This is a genomic window from Mucilaginibacter sp. SG564, assembly GCF_013149275.1.
Lineage (GTDB): Bacteria > Bacteroidota > Bacteroidia > Sphingobacteriales > Sphingobacteriaceae > Mucilaginibacter.
In genome coordinates this window covers 79,207-95,067 of record NZ_JABGNA010000011.1, presented here as the reverse complement: position 1 = coordinate 95,067, position 15,861 = coordinate 79,207, and the positions used below count along the sequence as shown (strand labels likewise).

General features: G+C 42.3%; 9 protein-coding genes. 3 read left to right on the top strand and 6 right to left on the bottom strand.

Annotation, left to right across the window (positions count from 1 at the left end; all coding sequences use genetic code 11):
- Nucleotides 1-70: 70 nt before the first annotated feature.
- The 5 genes from FHW89_RS22825 to FHW89_RS22805 all read right to left on the bottom strand — a co-directional run bounded on the left by FHW89_RS22825 (nt 71) and on the right by FHW89_RS22805 (nt 7,831).
- Nucleotides 71-1,522, bottom strand: a complete 1,452-nt coding sequence (locus tag FHW89_RS22825; RefSeq protein ID WP_253952303.1) for a RagB/SusD family nutrient uptake outer membrane protein — start codon at nt 1,520-1,522, stop codon at nt 71-73.
- 12 nt (nt 1,523-1,534) lie between these two features.
- A complete protein-coding gene (locus FHW89_RS22820; RefSeq protein WP_253952302.1) occupies nt 1,535-4,855 on the bottom strand; it encodes a TonB-dependent receptor in 3,321 nt (1,106 codons plus the stop codon).
- Nucleotides 4,856-5,125: 270 nt separating this feature from the next.
- Nucleotides 5,126-6,259: a FecR family protein gene (locus FHW89_RS22815; protein ID WP_172337365.1), complete on the bottom strand. Its 1,134-nt coding sequence runs from the start codon at nt 6,257-6,259 to the stop codon at nt 5,126-5,128.
- A gap of 68 nt (nt 6,260-6,327) precedes the next feature.
- On the bottom strand, nt 6,328-6,900 hold the full coding sequence (locus FHW89_RS22810) for an RNA polymerase sigma-70 factor (RefSeq protein WP_172337364.1): 573 nt from the start codon (nt 6,898-6,900) through the stop codon (nt 6,328-6,330).
- Between the two features lie 322 nt (nt 6,901-7,222).
- Nucleotides 7,223-7,831, bottom strand: a complete 609-nt coding sequence (locus FHW89_RS22805; protein WP_172337363.1) for an RNA polymerase sigma factor — start codon at nt 7,829-7,831, stop codon at nt 7,223-7,225.
- A 169-nt stretch (nt 7,832-8,000) separates the two neighbouring features.
- Here FHW89_RS22805 and FHW89_RS22800 point away from each other — a divergent pair, with 169 nt between their 5' ends.
- The 3 genes from FHW89_RS22800 to FHW89_RS22790 all read left to right on the top strand — a co-directional run bounded on the left by FHW89_RS22800 (nt 8,001) and on the right by FHW89_RS22790 (nt 14,718).
- A complete protein-coding gene (locus tag FHW89_RS22800) occupies nt 8,001-9,158 on the top strand; it encodes a FecR family protein (RefSeq protein WP_172337362.1) in 1,158 nt (385 codons plus the stop codon).
- Nucleotides 9,159-9,467: 309 nt separating this feature from the next.
- Nucleotides 9,468-12,839 (top strand): TonB-dependent receptor, encoded by a 3,372-nt coding sequence (locus FHW89_RS22795; protein WP_172337361.1) that lies wholly within the window; start codon nt 9,468-9,470, stop codon nt 12,837-12,839.
- Between the two features lie 10 nt (nt 12,840-12,849).
- A complete protein-coding gene (locus FHW89_RS22790; protein ID WP_172337360.1) occupies nt 12,850-14,718 on the top strand; it encodes a RagB/SusD family nutrient uptake outer membrane protein in 1,869 nt (622 codons plus the stop codon).
- Between the two features lie 135 nt (nt 14,719-14,853).
- On the opposite strand, the gene FHW89_RS22785 is transcribed toward FHW89_RS22790, so the two are convergent.
- Complete coding sequence (locus tag FHW89_RS22785; RefSeq protein WP_216650670.1) at nt 14,854-15,813, bottom strand: glycoside hydrolase family 26 protein; 960 nt, start codon at nt 15,811-15,813, stop codon at nt 14,854-14,856.
- Between the last annotated feature and the right edge of the window lie 48 nt (nt 15,814-15,861).

The window sequence follows — 15,861 nt, the reverse complement described above, 5'->3', positions numbered from 1 at the left end:
AATATTAAAGAGAATAAAATTAATTGTACTTCCAGCGCGATAATGTTCGCCCAGAAGTACAATTTAACGATTAATAAAGTGGATTTTGAGGGATATTGTTAGCCGTGATCTCAATATCAGGAATAAGCCATGTTTGATTGTATGGGCCTATGGGGTTAATGAGCTGGCTTCCTCTTTGGGCCTGAATAAGCTGGAAGGTGTTGGTTCGTTTCATATCAAACCAGGTATTTCCTTCTAAAGCAAACTCCCATTTTCTTTCTTTTAAAACGGCCTGTCTGAAACCATCCTGTGTGAGACCGGCCAGATCAGGAACGTTTGTGGGGTCCGACTTATCTACCCGGGCACGCCTACGAATGGTATTGATATATGGATAGGCATTGGCTGGCCCGTTGATCTCGTTCTCAGCTTCTGCTGCTATTAGGTACATATCGGCATAACGGATATAAATAAAATTCCAGGGATTAATTACTGTAGAGGAAGTAGCACCTTTTGAAACCCCTGTAGTATCAAAGTATTTCTGAAAAAAGGGTGCCAATACACCGCCTTTTACTTTAGGATCGGGATATTGATCCAGTATGCCCCATATCCGTCTGCGGTCGCCTTTCGGGAAACTGCTGATAAAGCTGGGAGCAGGCACCAGTAAAGGCCTGTAAGTATCGGCTGTGCCGGTTGATCCCTGTAAAGGGTTACCGCCCTTTGAAATCACATATGACTGCTCCCAGATAGATTCTGTTGTATAACTGGTATGATGAAAAACATTGGCATAATCATCTACAAGAGTAAACAATCCCGAGTTGATCACTTTTAAAGCTTCATCTTTTGCGTTTTGGTAGTAGGCTGTCTGTTTCATAGGATTGCCAGCCATAGTGAGGTAAACTTTTGCCAAAAGCGCCGAAGCTACCGATTTGTACACCCTGCCTGCTGTGGCTGCCTTGTCGGGCAAATTTTGCTCGGCATAGGTCAGGTCGCTCAGTATCAGTTTGTATATATCTGCCTGTGGTGTGCGGGGTAGCTGTAAACTGGCGGGATTATTATCAACAATAACTTTTGTTGGCATTGGGATGTCGCCGTAAAGTTGTACCAGGTAAAAGTAGGCGTAGCCCCTCATAAATTGGGCTTCGGCGCTTAGCTTGTTTTTAGTTGCCGCGTCAAGCGGCGAGGTTGGCAGGGCGCCTAAAACAAAGTTGGCATCTTTAATAAGGCGGTAACCACTTCGCCAACAGCCCTGGGTGTTGTAATAATATGGCTGAGGGGCATTTTGGTACATGGGTAAACCTTGCTCAACCGACGGGGCAGGTGCCCCGTAAATATCTGTAGGCATTTCCTGCATACTGCCATCATACAGCGGTATGTCGCCATATAAACCTATAATTGCTAATTGGTAACTGGCCGGATCGGAAAAAAATGTACCGGGGGTAATAGATGTTTGAGGATGTTCTTCCAGCGTTTTTTTGCATCCGCTTATGGCTATGGTCATCCCAATAGCCATGCTTAAAAACAATTTTTTATATGATCTTTTCATGATTTGTTCAATTTAAAATTTCACCCTAACGCCTGCTGTGATTGATTTTGTTGATGGGTAATTACCGCGGTCCCACCCGTTTACTGTTGACGACGCCCAGGATACTTCCGGATCATAACCGGTGTATTTGGTGATGGTAAAGTAATTTTGCGCGCTTATGTAAATATTGATTGACGATATCTTAATACGACTAAGCTGCGCGGCATTAAAAGTATAGCCCAGTGTAACATCCTTTATCTTGAGGTAATTACCGTTTTCTTCCCATAAACTATTGGCATAATCACGTGTATACTGCATGCTGTTTGCCGATGGTTTGTCACCTGCATTGCTGGTGCCCGGCCCTTTCCAGCGTGCATCATAAGCTTCCTGGGTTGGTGTCCATTGTCCGTTAAGGGTAAGGCTGTACTTCCTGAGTTCATTTACCAGCGTAGCACCGTATGAACCGGTAATTAAAACACTTAGGTCCCAATGCTTATAGGTAAACGTATTGTTAAAGCCAGCGGTGAATTTAGGCTGCAGGGTTGTTAATACATGTTTGTCATCGTCATTTACTACTCCATCATGGTTATAGTCCAGGAATTTGTAATCACCGGCATGTTTGGTGGGTTCGCCATTGGCCTTTGCTTCTGCATCTCTCTGATAAACACCTGTTACCTGCTGCCCAAAAAATGAGTTCATAGGTTGTCCAACAATCATCGGAAACCAGTTACCTCCTGTACCGATGTATTGGTAAGGTATTGGCTTCCCATCAGCCCCGATCCCGAGGCTTAATAACTTATTTTGATTATGGGTATAAGTTAAGGTAGAAGACCAGGTAAAGTCGCTGCCAACAATGTTCCGGGAGTTTATTGAGAACTCATAGCCTTTGTTTGAAGCTTTACCTACGTTTTGCAGCTGGGTACCAAAACCGGTTGATGACGGGAGGTTTACGTATAATAATAAATTGCTTGTTTTTTTATTGTAATAGTCGGCGGTAAGGCTTACCCTGTTTTTGATAATGCCCACATCAATACCCAGATCAAGCTCCTTAGTAGTTTCCCATTTCAGGTTATTGTTGGAAACGGACGAATAATAGTAACCAGTAGTGTTTGAGTTATTCAGGATGGTATTTATGCTTGATACCGAAGCCAAAGTTTGATAAGGATTGATAGCCTGGTTTCCGGACGTACCATAACTCGCTCTCAGTTTAAGGTTGCTCAGGGTCGGGTTTTCTTTCAGGAAATCTTCTTCTGATATAGTCCAGGCCAATGCTCCTGATGGAAAGAACGCGTATTTATTGTTGGATCCAAATACCGAGCTGCCGTCTCTTCTGGCGGTGAAAGTAGCGTAATACTTGCCTGCATAATTGTAATTTAATCTGCCCAGGTACGAGATGAGCGTGTTACTTGAATTGCCCGTACTTGGATTGGCGAGTGTGGTAGCCGATTGCAAACTATTATCTACATACACAGTACTCACAAAGCCCGAAGCGGTACCGCTGTTCAAATAACGGCTATGATTCTGCTGAAAAGTAAACCCTGCCAGCGCGTTTAGATTATGTTTTCCCCAGTTATGGGTATAAGTAGCGGTGTTCTCGTTCACGAACGAATTGGAGTTTGAATAGTTCTGTGAAGCATTACCGGCAGGCTGACCAAAAGTAATTGATGGCGGATTGTAATTATCCTGGTGAACGTCCGCATTGTCAATACTCACACTTGACCGTAGTTTCAGTCCCGGAATTACCTCATAGGTCAAGGCGGCAGTTCCCAGTATCCGTAAGGTGCTAGATGGGTTATACTGTTCTTTAGCCATGCCTACGGGATTGGTTTGCCCGTAATTTAAACCTGTAAATACGGTGTAAGTACCATCAGGCTTATAAACCCCCTCTGTTGGCGGCATTACAAAGGTTTGAAATGGGACACCGCCATAATCGGCATTTTGGTAGTTATTTTTCCTATACGTGTCTTTGGTAAGAGCCAAACTGATGTTGAAATTTAATTGTTTATTAAGCTTCTGGTCGAGGTTAATTCTACCGGAAAGCCTGCGGTAACTGGAGTTGGTAATAATGCCCTCCTGGTTAAAATAGCCAAAGGAAGTATAATACCGGGTATTTTCGGTGTTGCCGCCCACAGATATGGTATGATTTTGCGTAGGCGCGGTATTGTAGACCAAATCCTGCCAATCGGTGCCTTTACCCAGACCTTTAATTTGATCTTGTGTCCATGGTAGTGGTTTTGCCGGTTTATTTAACCCTGAGGCATTGTCGTTTGCTATAACTTCATTTTGTAACTGGGCATATTCCGATGCATCAATCAGCTTTAATTTATGTCTCAGATCAGCTACTCCATAATAGCCGTCATAACTTACCTGTGGTTTTCCGGATGTCTTAGAAGTGCCTTTTTTGGTAGTGATCATGATAACGCCATTTGCGCCTCTGGAGCCATATATCGCGGTGGAGGAAGCATCTTTCAATACATCAATAGAGGCAATATCATCTACGTTCAGTTGGGCGCTGATCCCCTGGGTGATCTGCCCGTCAATCACGTACAATGGGTCATTGCCACCGTTAATGGAATTGGTACCCCTTATGGCAATTTTCATACCCTCGCCAGGTTGCCCGGAGGCCTGGTTTACCTGTACACCGGCCATCTGCCCTTGTAAGGTTTGTGCAACATTGGATATGCCTTTTACCTGTGTTACCTTGGCCGATGAAATGGTTGAAACTGACCCGGTAAGGTCGCTTTGCTTTACAGAGCCATAGCCCAATACAACTACCTCGTTCAGTTTTGATTGATCAAGCTGCATGTGAACGTTCATTGGTCGGTCTTGCAAAACAGGTACTTCCTGTGTCGCATAGCCTATAAATGAAAAAATAAGTACCGCATTAGCATTGGGTACATCTATATTGAATTTTCCGTCCTTATCTGCAATTACAACAGTTTGCGCGCCTTTCAGCCGTATGGTAACACCAGGCAGAGTATTGTTTTTTTCGTCAAAAACCTGACCGGTTATTTTTATAACGACTTGTTGTGCATCAGCTGTTTTCGATGGTTGAACAGTTACGGGAAGTTCTTTAATAAAAATAGTGTTATTCACTATTTCATAGCTTAAATGTAGGCTTTTTAAACAGGTTGTCAAGGCCACATCAAGGGAAGCGTCTTTAATATTTACGGTAATGTTTTTATTACGGATAACTTTAGATTCATAAAAAAATACATAACCAGTTTGATCATTAATGATTTTCAATACCTTTTTTAAAGGAGCATTGCTTTCATTAAGACTAATCTTTTGACCAAAAACCGCAGCACTGCATTGCAGTATTGCCAGTAAAATCATGAGGGTAGTCAATTTCATAATCAGTATTATTTTTTTGGGGAGCCACCGATTTTCAGTGGACACAAAAAGAGACTTTAATTTCATACTTTTGAAAAGTTTGAGTTAATGGATGATTGCTGAATAAGATCATTTTTCTGTAAAGGAGGTTAACTCAGATATGCGTATCCCGATTGCAGTCGGGGTACGTTTCTGGTTTTAATTAACCGCCGGCGATTTGCCTAAGGGACTGTTTTTTGTACTTTTTTTCTCATATATGTTGTTTAAAATGAATAACTGGTGTGTTAATAATTAAGGCATAATAATAATTGTTCTGCCCTCTATCCGGTAATGGATCTGCTCAATACTTAAAATGTGCATCAGCTGTGAGGCATTGATGTTTTTATTCATTTGCCCCGAAAATTCCCTTGTGGGAATTTGCCCTTCGTATTTTACAACTACATCGTACCAGCGCGAAAGCTGCCGCATTACCGTTTGAATATCATCATCCTTAAAATAAAAGAATCCCTTTTTCCAGGCTATGGCTTCTTCTATGTCGGCCTGTGCTATTGCCAGGTGACCATCTTTAAATTGAACCTGCTGGCCTGGCCTTATTTTGCTGGTCATTTCACCTGCTGATACTTTAACACTGCCTTCCAGTAATGTGGTCCTGGTCATTTTTTCATCAGGATAGGCATTCACATTAAAATGGGTGCCCAAAACCTCCACTGTTTGCCCATTTGATATTACCAGGAATGGTTTATGCTGATCATGGGCTACTTCAAAGTAAGCTTCGCCCGAAAGCTCTATTTCACGTTTTATACCGCTGAATGTTACCGGGTATTTTAATGTCGATGCGGCGTTGAGCCAAACTTTGGTGCCATCACCTAAAACAAGTTGGTATTGCCCCCCTTTGGGTGTAATAACGGTGTTAAATACATTGGCCCCGGGAGTTGCATTGTGGCTGGATTCATCATAGGTAATGCGGCCATCTGCGTTTTTATGAATAACTACACCTTTCTCATTAGCCAAAGCCCCGTTTTTGGTATCATTTAGGTTGATGGTGCTGCCGTTTGATAAAATTAGCGTGGCCCTGTTACCGCCGGGAGGTATATTTGTATTACCCTTTTTAACCGCATAGGATGGCTGACCCTGATGGGGCGTGCGGTATTTTATAAATAACACACTGGCACATAATATCAAAATGGCAAGTGCTGCGATACTGATCAACCTGCCGAAATTAATTTTCCTTGTGCCCGATACGTCAGACAGAACGCGCCGGAGAATTTCATCGCGATTTTTTTCCAGCTCCTGATCGTCAATTTTAGGAGTAGCAGCGTTTTGGGTATAAGCTGCATACCAGCTTTCTACCAAAGCTTTTTCTTCTTCGGATACCTCACCGTTACGGTATCGGTTCAACAGATCTGTCGCGTCTTTTTTTGACATAATTGGTTAAGGAGTGAGAGCCCTTATTACGCTATATGCACTTCAGGAAGGTGTAGGGAGTAGATGAATTATAAAAAAAGAAAAAAAAATTTACTTCCCAGTTTTAATCTTAAAATTTTCAATGAGTTATTAACCTGTTTTCTAACGGTCAACACGCTGAGATTAAGCTGATCAGCGATTTCCTGGTGCGAAAGATGGTTGTTTCTGCTCATCTGAAATATGAGCCTCATTTGTGCCGGAAGCTTCGTTATTTCTGCTTCAACAATGGCAATAAGTTGTTTTATGCGAATAGCCTCATCTGCTTCGGGTTGACTATTACTATCCAGGTAATTTTGAAATGACGCGATATAATCTTTTTTAATTTTCAAATGCCTGAAGTTGTTCAACACCTTATTTCGTACAGATGTATACAGGTAAGCAGCAAGATTATCTTCTGGGTTTATACTGTCGCGGTTGTTCCATAAATATACAAAGACCTCCTGGAGCACATCCTTTACCGCTTCGGAATCGGGCAAGCTTTTATAGGCATGGTGGTAAAGCACGCCATAAAACCGGTGATAAATTTCTGTAAAGGCCATTTCATCACTATCCTTTAACAGATAGGCCAATTCTTTATCCGAATAAGCGTGATGATTAGACATACAATATTTTTAAACAATCAGGGTATATAGCCGGCTATTTGTTGCCGGGTACATGTTTAGTATTAATAAGGGTGTAGCAATAAAAAGTATATAATGGTTTATAAAGTTGGTAAATGTTTACCAATTAAAATTTTGCGAATTTGTCATAAGACTAAGCGAAATTGGCAGTAATCTAAAAAGGGAGCATTTTCATAATCCTTTTTTGCTAAATCCCGGATAGCTGATTCAATGGTCGCACCAATGGTTGAATCGAGTGGCCTTGGGGCGAGACGCTATAACTACACGTCAGGATACAACCTTTGTATTACTTAATCTCAATGAACTATAACGGGAATTTCGAATGTAGAACGAACAGTTTTGCAAGGAGCAACACGGTCGGATAGTGTTTAAAATATGGCTTTAGGAATCGCAATGCCAATGAGATTTGATTTTCGACAGCTCTTTTCGAAATGGATAGTTTATCTGCAATTTCTGTATTCGTCAGGTTATTCACCCTGCTCAACAAAAATATTTCCCTGCATCGCGCAGGCAGCCTGTCCAGCAATTTCTCCAAGTCGCTGCTTAATTCGATTGTCTGGATATTGCTTTCAGCATGATTATATACTACACTCAAATCATCCAATTTTTGATAATCCTGAACATAGGTTAGGGGAGAAGCATGATTCGCTTTGATGAAATTGTACACCCGGTAGCGGGCAGCAGAAGTCAGATAATTTTTGAAAGTGATAATGTTCAGCGCTTCTCTCTTTTCCCAGATGTTAACAAAAATATCGTTGACGATAGCCATACAGGCATCGGTATCATGCAGGTAAGAAAAAGTTTTTTTATAGATTAATGCCCAATACCGTGCATACAACAAGTTAAACGCTTTTTTGTCATTGCGCTTAACTGCTTCAAATAATTCTTCGTCTGTTGGTAAGGGGTGGTTCATTTTAGTTGGTCTTAAATGTACACTTCAACCTCGCAATTTAATAACAAACTTTAATTGTGGACGGTTTCTGGGGATGCTATTCAAGGTATGTGTAAAAAAATCTAAAAAAAGTAAAAAAGTATGTGAGTTCTTCCTGAAATAGTTGTCTATAAGAGTAACCGTTATAACCATGTCTTACGAAGAATTTAAAAAATTATACGAGCGATGCACGTCTGGCAATTGTACGCCGGAAGAGCAAAAAATGTTTGAAGAATACAGGGATAGCTTCGACCTGTCTGATATTCCCTGGCTACCAGAATTTGGAAGTAAGGAAAAAATAGAAAAACGGCTTAAAGAAGATCTGCATACCAGAATCTCTACAAACCAAGTCAGAAAGCTTAGGTTGGTCTATTTGTCTGCGGCAGCGGCAATTCTGGTTCTTGTGCTCAGCGGGCTATTTATTAGCAAAAAATATTTCAGAGCAAAAGATACTATGCCTTATGAATTGGCCAGTAATAAAAGCACCATTAAGCCGGGCGACAATAAGGCGATCCTAATACTCGCAGACGGTAGGCAAATAGCGCTTGACAGTTCAAAGAAAGGGGAATTGTTTACACAAAACAACGTTACCGCTGAAAATTATGCTGATAGCACGCTATTTTATAAAAAAAATACATCCGGATCTTTTCACTCGTCCCTGCTTTATAATGTCATGTCAACGCCTCGGGGAGGAAAATATCAACTGGTCATGTCTGATGGAACGAAAGTTTGGTTGAATGCGGCCAGTACAATCAGATTTCCTGTTGATTTTACGAAAACCGAAAGAGTTGTGGAATTGTCAGGGGAGGCCTATTTTGAAGTGGTCCATGATGCGGGCAGACCGTTTAAAGTGCTCAGCGCCGGGCAGGTGGTACAGGTATTAGGAACGCATTTCAACGTCAACGCTTACCAGGAGGAGGGGGTAATTAAAACTACCCTGCTGGAAGGCCGTGTTGAAGTCTATGGAAAGAATCGGCTGGCCTTATCGAGTGGTGGCGCGCTTGCTATCGAACCGAATGAACAAGCCATTTTCGGAAATGGTCAAATTGCTAAAGTGACCGTTGCGGCAGAAGATTATACCGCCTGGAAAAAGGGGGTGATCTTATTCAGGAATGCTGATATCCAAGATGTAATGCGTAAAATTTCCAGGTGGTATGATATTGATGTGGTTTATCAGGGGCCGATAGGTAAAGATACCTATAGTGGAGAAATACCCAGGAACGCATCATTTTCTGACGTGATCAAAATTCTCACACTTGATGATATCCATATAAAAGTGAGCGGTCGAAAACTGATCGTTTCATCATAGCCGCTTTTGATTTGCTGATTGTAACCTCAGAATCAATAACCAATTATAAACCACAAAACCTCATTTATATGAAGAAAGAAAAATACTAGAAAAACTCCCACAAGAATCTCCCTGAACAAAAATGCCGGTAGTGCGCTAACACAACCGGCTAAGTCCGCTTGCGCGGAAGTTTCTGGCTTTGAGATTTATAGAAAACCTACTCAGTTTACTTTTTAACCCAACCAAAAACCTAACGAAGCTATGAAAATTTATCTACGTAGTTTAAAAAACTGCGAGTTTCTGTTTTTATGTCGAAGAACATTTTTACTGATGAAGCTAATTATTTTGTTAACGATTGCTTTTACTTTTCAGGTTAAAGCAGACGTATTCGCCCAAAAGATCACCTTGTCAGAAAGTGGGGTATCACTCGAGAAAATATTGAAGGAAATCAATAAGCAAAGCGGCTACACTTTCTTTTATAAGAACAAGTTGTTGCAAAGCTGTCCACCGGTATCCATTCACGTTAAAGATGCCGATATCAGGGATGTGCTTGATCTATGTTTAAAAGGACTGGCGCTATCCTATAACTTTGCTGAAAAGACGGTGGTTATTAAAAGTAACGATAACGCCAGAGGAGGGCAGGACCTCAGTGATAAACAACCCGTAGCGGCCAATATAGATGTTAAGGGAACTGTAGTGGATGAAACAGGCAAGCCTCTGCCGGGTGCATCTGTGAAAATCAAGGGATCCGAACAGGGCATGACCACAAATGATCTAGGGGAATTTGCCTTCAAGAACATTCCAGGTAATAGCACCCTGGTCATATCCTTTATAGGGTATGCAACCAGGGAGGTTCAGGTTACAAAAGATCTTGGGGTTATTGCGCTTAGTCCCGGAACAGGGCTACAGGAAATTGTTGTTGTAGGGTATGGAACACAGCGAAAAGAACGCGTTACAGGCGCGATAGCAGCCATAGGCACCAAAGAACTTCAGCAAAGTCCGGTTGCTAACTTAAGTAATGCACTGGCTGGCCGTTTACCTGGATTATTAGCGGTTCAAAATAGCGGCGAGCCCGGAGCAGATGGGTCGAATTTGAATATAAGGGGCTTTGGCACCACCAATAATTCAGCACCGCTGATCCTGGTAGACGGTATTCAAAGAGATTTCAGCGGGCTGGATCCTAACGAGGTGGAAAATGTAAGTATTTTAAAAGACGCCGCATCAACTGCTATATATGGTATCCAAGGCGCCAACGGGGTGATCCTGGTTACTACAAAAAGGGGTAAAATAGGTACATCACGCATAACTGCAACCGCGCAAAATGGCTGGCAATCACCAACCTCCCTACCTCAATATGTTGATTCTTATACCGGGCGAAAGCTTTATAAAGAAGGCTTGATCAATGACGGTCTTTTCGCAGACACGAGTACTTATTCCGACGTACGGTTGAATAAATATAGGGATCGTACCTATCCGGCATATCAATATCTGTATCCCAATGTTAACTGGACAAAAACGATGCTGAAGCCCTTTTCTTACTTAAGACAGGGAAATCTGAATGTCTCGGGAGGCACTGAAAAGGCACGGTATTTTATCTCCTTATCTTACCTTCAGCAAAATGGCTTGTATAATTACGAAGAAGCAGTAAGCAAGTATGATATACAAGCGATAACCCACAAATACAACTTTCGTTCGAATATCGACCTAAACCTTACCAAAAATCTAACCCTTGAGCTTAACCTGGGAGCCATTGTTTATGACAGAAACTACCCTGGGGTAAGTGCATCGCAGATATTTAATGATATCAAGCAGACGCCGGCCTGGTACTATCCGATAACCAATCCCGACGGCTCACCCGGGGCTGCTCCAAATACTAACCAATCTCCTTACGTGGACTTGACCCAGTCTGGTTATCAAAGAAACTTTGAAACCGAACTGCAATCTACAGCTGGTTTTAAATGGGATTTAGGCTGGTTAACCAAAGGTTTGAGTACACGGGTACGGCTTTCTTTTGATAACGATAATTTCCGGAACGTTAACAGGCCGTTATCTAATATCACCTATCAATATTTGCTAAATCCCGGAGTTGCAGATACAGAGACAGATTTAGCAACAAACGGGCATTATGTAATAGTCAATAACGGCAAGGGAACCCTGGACTACCAGGTAAATGCCAATGGTTCGCGTCGCACTGTATTGGAAGCTTATCTTAATTATGATCGGGATTTTGGCAAACATTCGGTCAAAGCCATGGCCATCTATAATCAGTCGAGCTTTTTCGACGCTGTAGGCGGTGGAGTAGCTAATGCCATTAATGGTTTGCCCTATAAATACCAGGGTCTTTTAGGGCGGGCTGCCTATGCCTATGACGATCGCTATCTGGTGGAATTTAACTTTGGTTATAACGGCTCCGAAAACTTTGCTCAGGGTCATCGGTTTGGGTTCTTTCCTGCTTTTTCTGCGGGGTGGATAGTATCCAATGAACATTTTATAAAAGATAACTCATCCTTCGGCTTTGTTGATCAACTGAAATTACGGGGCTCCTATGGACTTGTTGGTAATGACAAGATCGGATCAAGCAGATTTCTTTATTTAAGCACCTGGGTACAGGGCAATGGTTATACTTTTGGCTTCAATAGTAATGGAAATACCTATAACGGCTATCTGGAGGGGCAGGCCGGGAACACACTACTGACCTGGGAAAAAGCTAAGAAAATAAACCTTGGACTTGATTTGAGTTTGTGGAAAGGAATGCTGACTGTTTCTGCAGATGTATTTAAAGAACGCCGCAATGATATATTGGCAACTTCACAGCTGATACCGGGATTCATCGGCTTACCGCAAATTCCGGCTGTCAACGCAGGAATAACTGACAATAGGGGTTATGAAATTTCGCTTACCCACCGAAACGAATTCGGTAAGAAACAAGGGTACAGTATAACGATTAATTATGCTTATGCTCGCAATAAGATTCTGTTCTATGCGCAGCCTGATTATCCTGGGCGTGAATGGCAGGCTCTGAAAGGCACAAGTATTAATGAAATTTACGGATATACCGCTATCGGGTTATTTAAAAGCCAGGACGATATAGATAAAAGCCCGTCCCAATCCAGTCTTGGTGTTACCAAGCCCGGTGATATCAAATACAAAGACCTTAACGGCGACGGTATCATTAACAGTCTTGATGCGGGCTATCTGCCTGGTAAAGTAGCAAATCCCACATCCCAATTTGGTGTGGCATTAGGTTATCATTATGCCAATTTTGATGTTAGCGTATTGTTTCAGGGAGGGCTTGGAGGCTCAACCCTGCTGTCTGGATCTGGTATATATCCATTCTCCAGATTTGCCAGCGCCCTTGAGCAGGTTGTAAATAACCACTGGGTAGTATCAAACCCGGATGGCAATTATATGTTCCCGAGAATTTCTTCGGCCGATAATGTGAACAATCAGCAAGCTTCCACTTTCTGGATCTATTCGTCCGATTATCTCCGTTTAAAAACGGTTGAGCTGGGTTATACCTTGCCTGCAAATTTGATGAAGCGTATAGGGATAGATAATGCGCGTGTTTTTGTGAACGGCATCAACCTCCTGACATGGAGTAAGCTCAAAGACTTCAATTTTGACCCTGAAATTAGTAATAATGGTACCGGTACCTATCCGCAGCAAAAGGTGATCAACGCCGGCCTGAAATTTACATTTTAAAGTATTTGACATGAAAAACAAGAAATTCATATACCTGATCGTCATAGCCTGCATTGGCCTGGCTTCCTGTAAAAAGTATCTTAATGTAGTACCTACAGAGCTGGTTACCCAAGATGCTGTTTTTAATAATATTCAAAATGCAGAAAGTGCCTGGGCGCATTTATATGCATCGTTAAACAGTGGCGATGTGCAGTTCATTCACGGCGGCGGTACTGTGTTGGGCGCCTGTACCGATGAATGTAAAAATCACTGGGAAAATGTGGCCGAACTGCCTTTTAATTCCGGTGCATGGAACGCGACCAATAACTCGCTTGATATCTGGAGCGGCGCTTACCAGTATATTCGCTCTGCAAATATTTTTCTGGCCAACATTGATCAAACACCCATCCCGGATTCGCGCCGCGACTACTATCAACCCCGGATACCTCTTTACAAGGCGGAGGCCAGGTTCTTACGGGCCAATCAATACTTTGAGCTATTCAGAAGGTATGGCGCTGTGCCTTTGGTCAATAAAGTGTTGACTCCAACCGACCCGGCCGCTACTACAACGACACGGAATTCTGTGGACGAGGTAGTGAAATTTATCACGTCGGAGTGCGATGCGATAGCGGCAATTCTCCCCATATCTTATGCGAATGGTTCAAGTGATTATGGACGGATTACCAAGGGAGCGGCATTGGCGCTAAAAGCGCGTACTTTACTTTACGCTGCGAGTCCTTTATTTAATGGTAATTCAATGTATGCCAATATTAAAAATGCCGACGGTACCCAGTTATTTTCGCAAACCTACGATAACAATAAATGGTTGTTGGCAGCAAATGCCGCAAAAGCTGTCCTGGATCTGAATGCCTATTCACTGTCTAATCCCAACCCGGCCAATCCCGTTGATAATTACGCACAGTTGTTTTTTAGCAGAAACTATAATGAAATCATACTGCCGCTGATCATAGGAGGTAACCGGGATTTTGAAGGTACTTATATGCCCAATGGAAGGGATGCGAACGCCGTTAACGGGAATGGTAAAATGAGTGTTTTTCAGGAACTTGTTGATGCTTATGAAATGAACAATGGACGGCCTATAACAGATCCTCAGTCTGGTTATCAAACTACCGGTTTTTGGAATGGTGAGTTGTGGGATGGCGTGCAAAACACAGCTGTTTCAAATATTTCGAACATGTATAAAAACAGGGATCCCCGATTTTATGCTACTATATTCTTTCAATATGACGTTTGGAATTATACCAATAACGCGAGACCGCTAAAATTTGCGTGGTTTGGAAATAATGGTGGCGGATGCGACGGATGGCCAAAACCAGGAACGAATTGTGAAACTGGTTATAACTGGAGGAAGTGGGCAGATCCGTCGGTTAATTTAAAAGGGGGCGGTAGCGCCAACCGTAATTTTCCGCTGATACGCCTGGCCGAAATGTATTTGATTTATGCTGAAGCGATGAATGAGTATCAACCGGCGCCAACCAGCGAGGTTTATAGTGCTATAAATAGTGTGAGGAGCCGCGTTTCTATGCCAGGTCTACCCATCATCGCCTCTGATAATACCAAAGAGGGTATGCGGAAAAGGATACAAAACGAGAAACGAGTGGAATTTGCTTTTGAGAACCAACGATTTTGGGATGTGCGTCGCTGGCTGATCGCTAAAACAGTTGATAACGGCAATATGCATGGTTTAAACGCCAGACCGACCCCCGCAGAACTAAGTTCTAGCGGTTTTGATTCCAATAGTGAAGCCGCAGGCGTAGCAGTATTTTACAAAACCGTTGTTGACCAAACAAGGGTTTTTGCAGACCGTCATTACCTAATGCCTATACCACAAACAGAGATTAATATTGATCCGGCATTGGTGCAGAACTATGGGTGGTAATCGGTAAATTTGGATATCTACAGCGATTGCCTTTAAACACAATCGCTGTAGATTGACAGCCCAACTGCTGGATTTTATAATGTTTAATGCTAAAACCAGGCAGAAATCATTAAACCTGATTAAGAACCTGCCACATTAAGGTATGTTGAAGTAGGGATCTTTTGCCATATTTCGGTAAGCATCCAATGATTTTTGCTTACTGTTGATTTGCCAATGCCGCTCTTTGTCTACATCAAACCAGACTACGGCTTTAATTGCCGGAAATTGATTTTTTAAAGTTGGGATGACTTCTGATATCCACTTAGCTTTGTCTCCGCCGACTTCGTCTGAGGCCATTTCGCCAATTATTACGGGTTTGCCGGTCGCCGTGATTTTTGCATAGATATCTTTAAAAACGTTATAGAAGGTTTCCCATTCATGATCTGAATCTGAAGTTCCCCAATTATAACCATCGGCTCCTACCCAATCAACATAAGTATCACCCGGATAGTATTGCATAGCAGTTGGTGCATCAGGTGAATCTACATTATTCGGGCACCATACCCAAACCACATTTGTAGCGCCGCGGCGGACGAAGATGTCATGAATGTGTCGGTAGGCTTTAATATAAAGATCTGGATTGTGGCCACCCCAACCTTCTTCCTCATTCATTTCGGCAGCAAAGTCAAGGAAAAAATGTTTGCCAAGTCTTTTAGCTTCATCGGCCTGCAGACTTATCTGACTGTCATATTTACCATTCACAATATCTGTAAACTTAATATCAAATGGCTCCCAATTAACCAGAGGTATGCGTCCGTCGGTAAAGTCCTGTGTGGTGGCTTCATCTTTGGCCCAATGATCTGTCCATCCATAATAAGAAAGATGAATTTGAGGATGCTTCCCGATCCTGGTATCTGTTTCATTTATTGTACCAGTGCCATAAAAATGTCCCAGTAATGCTCCTTTAGCCGGAACTAATGCAACCTTGACAAGTGAAGACGCTGTTGGTATTATTGAATCAGAGGAGGGAGATTGGGCTTCAGTTTTTTTGCAGGAGACGAAGGTTACCATGCATATGCCCAACGTAAATAATAGATAAGACTTTAATAAATTCATTTGCAAGATTTCATCTATAACGAAGTTGTTTCATTCTTATTGTAACTG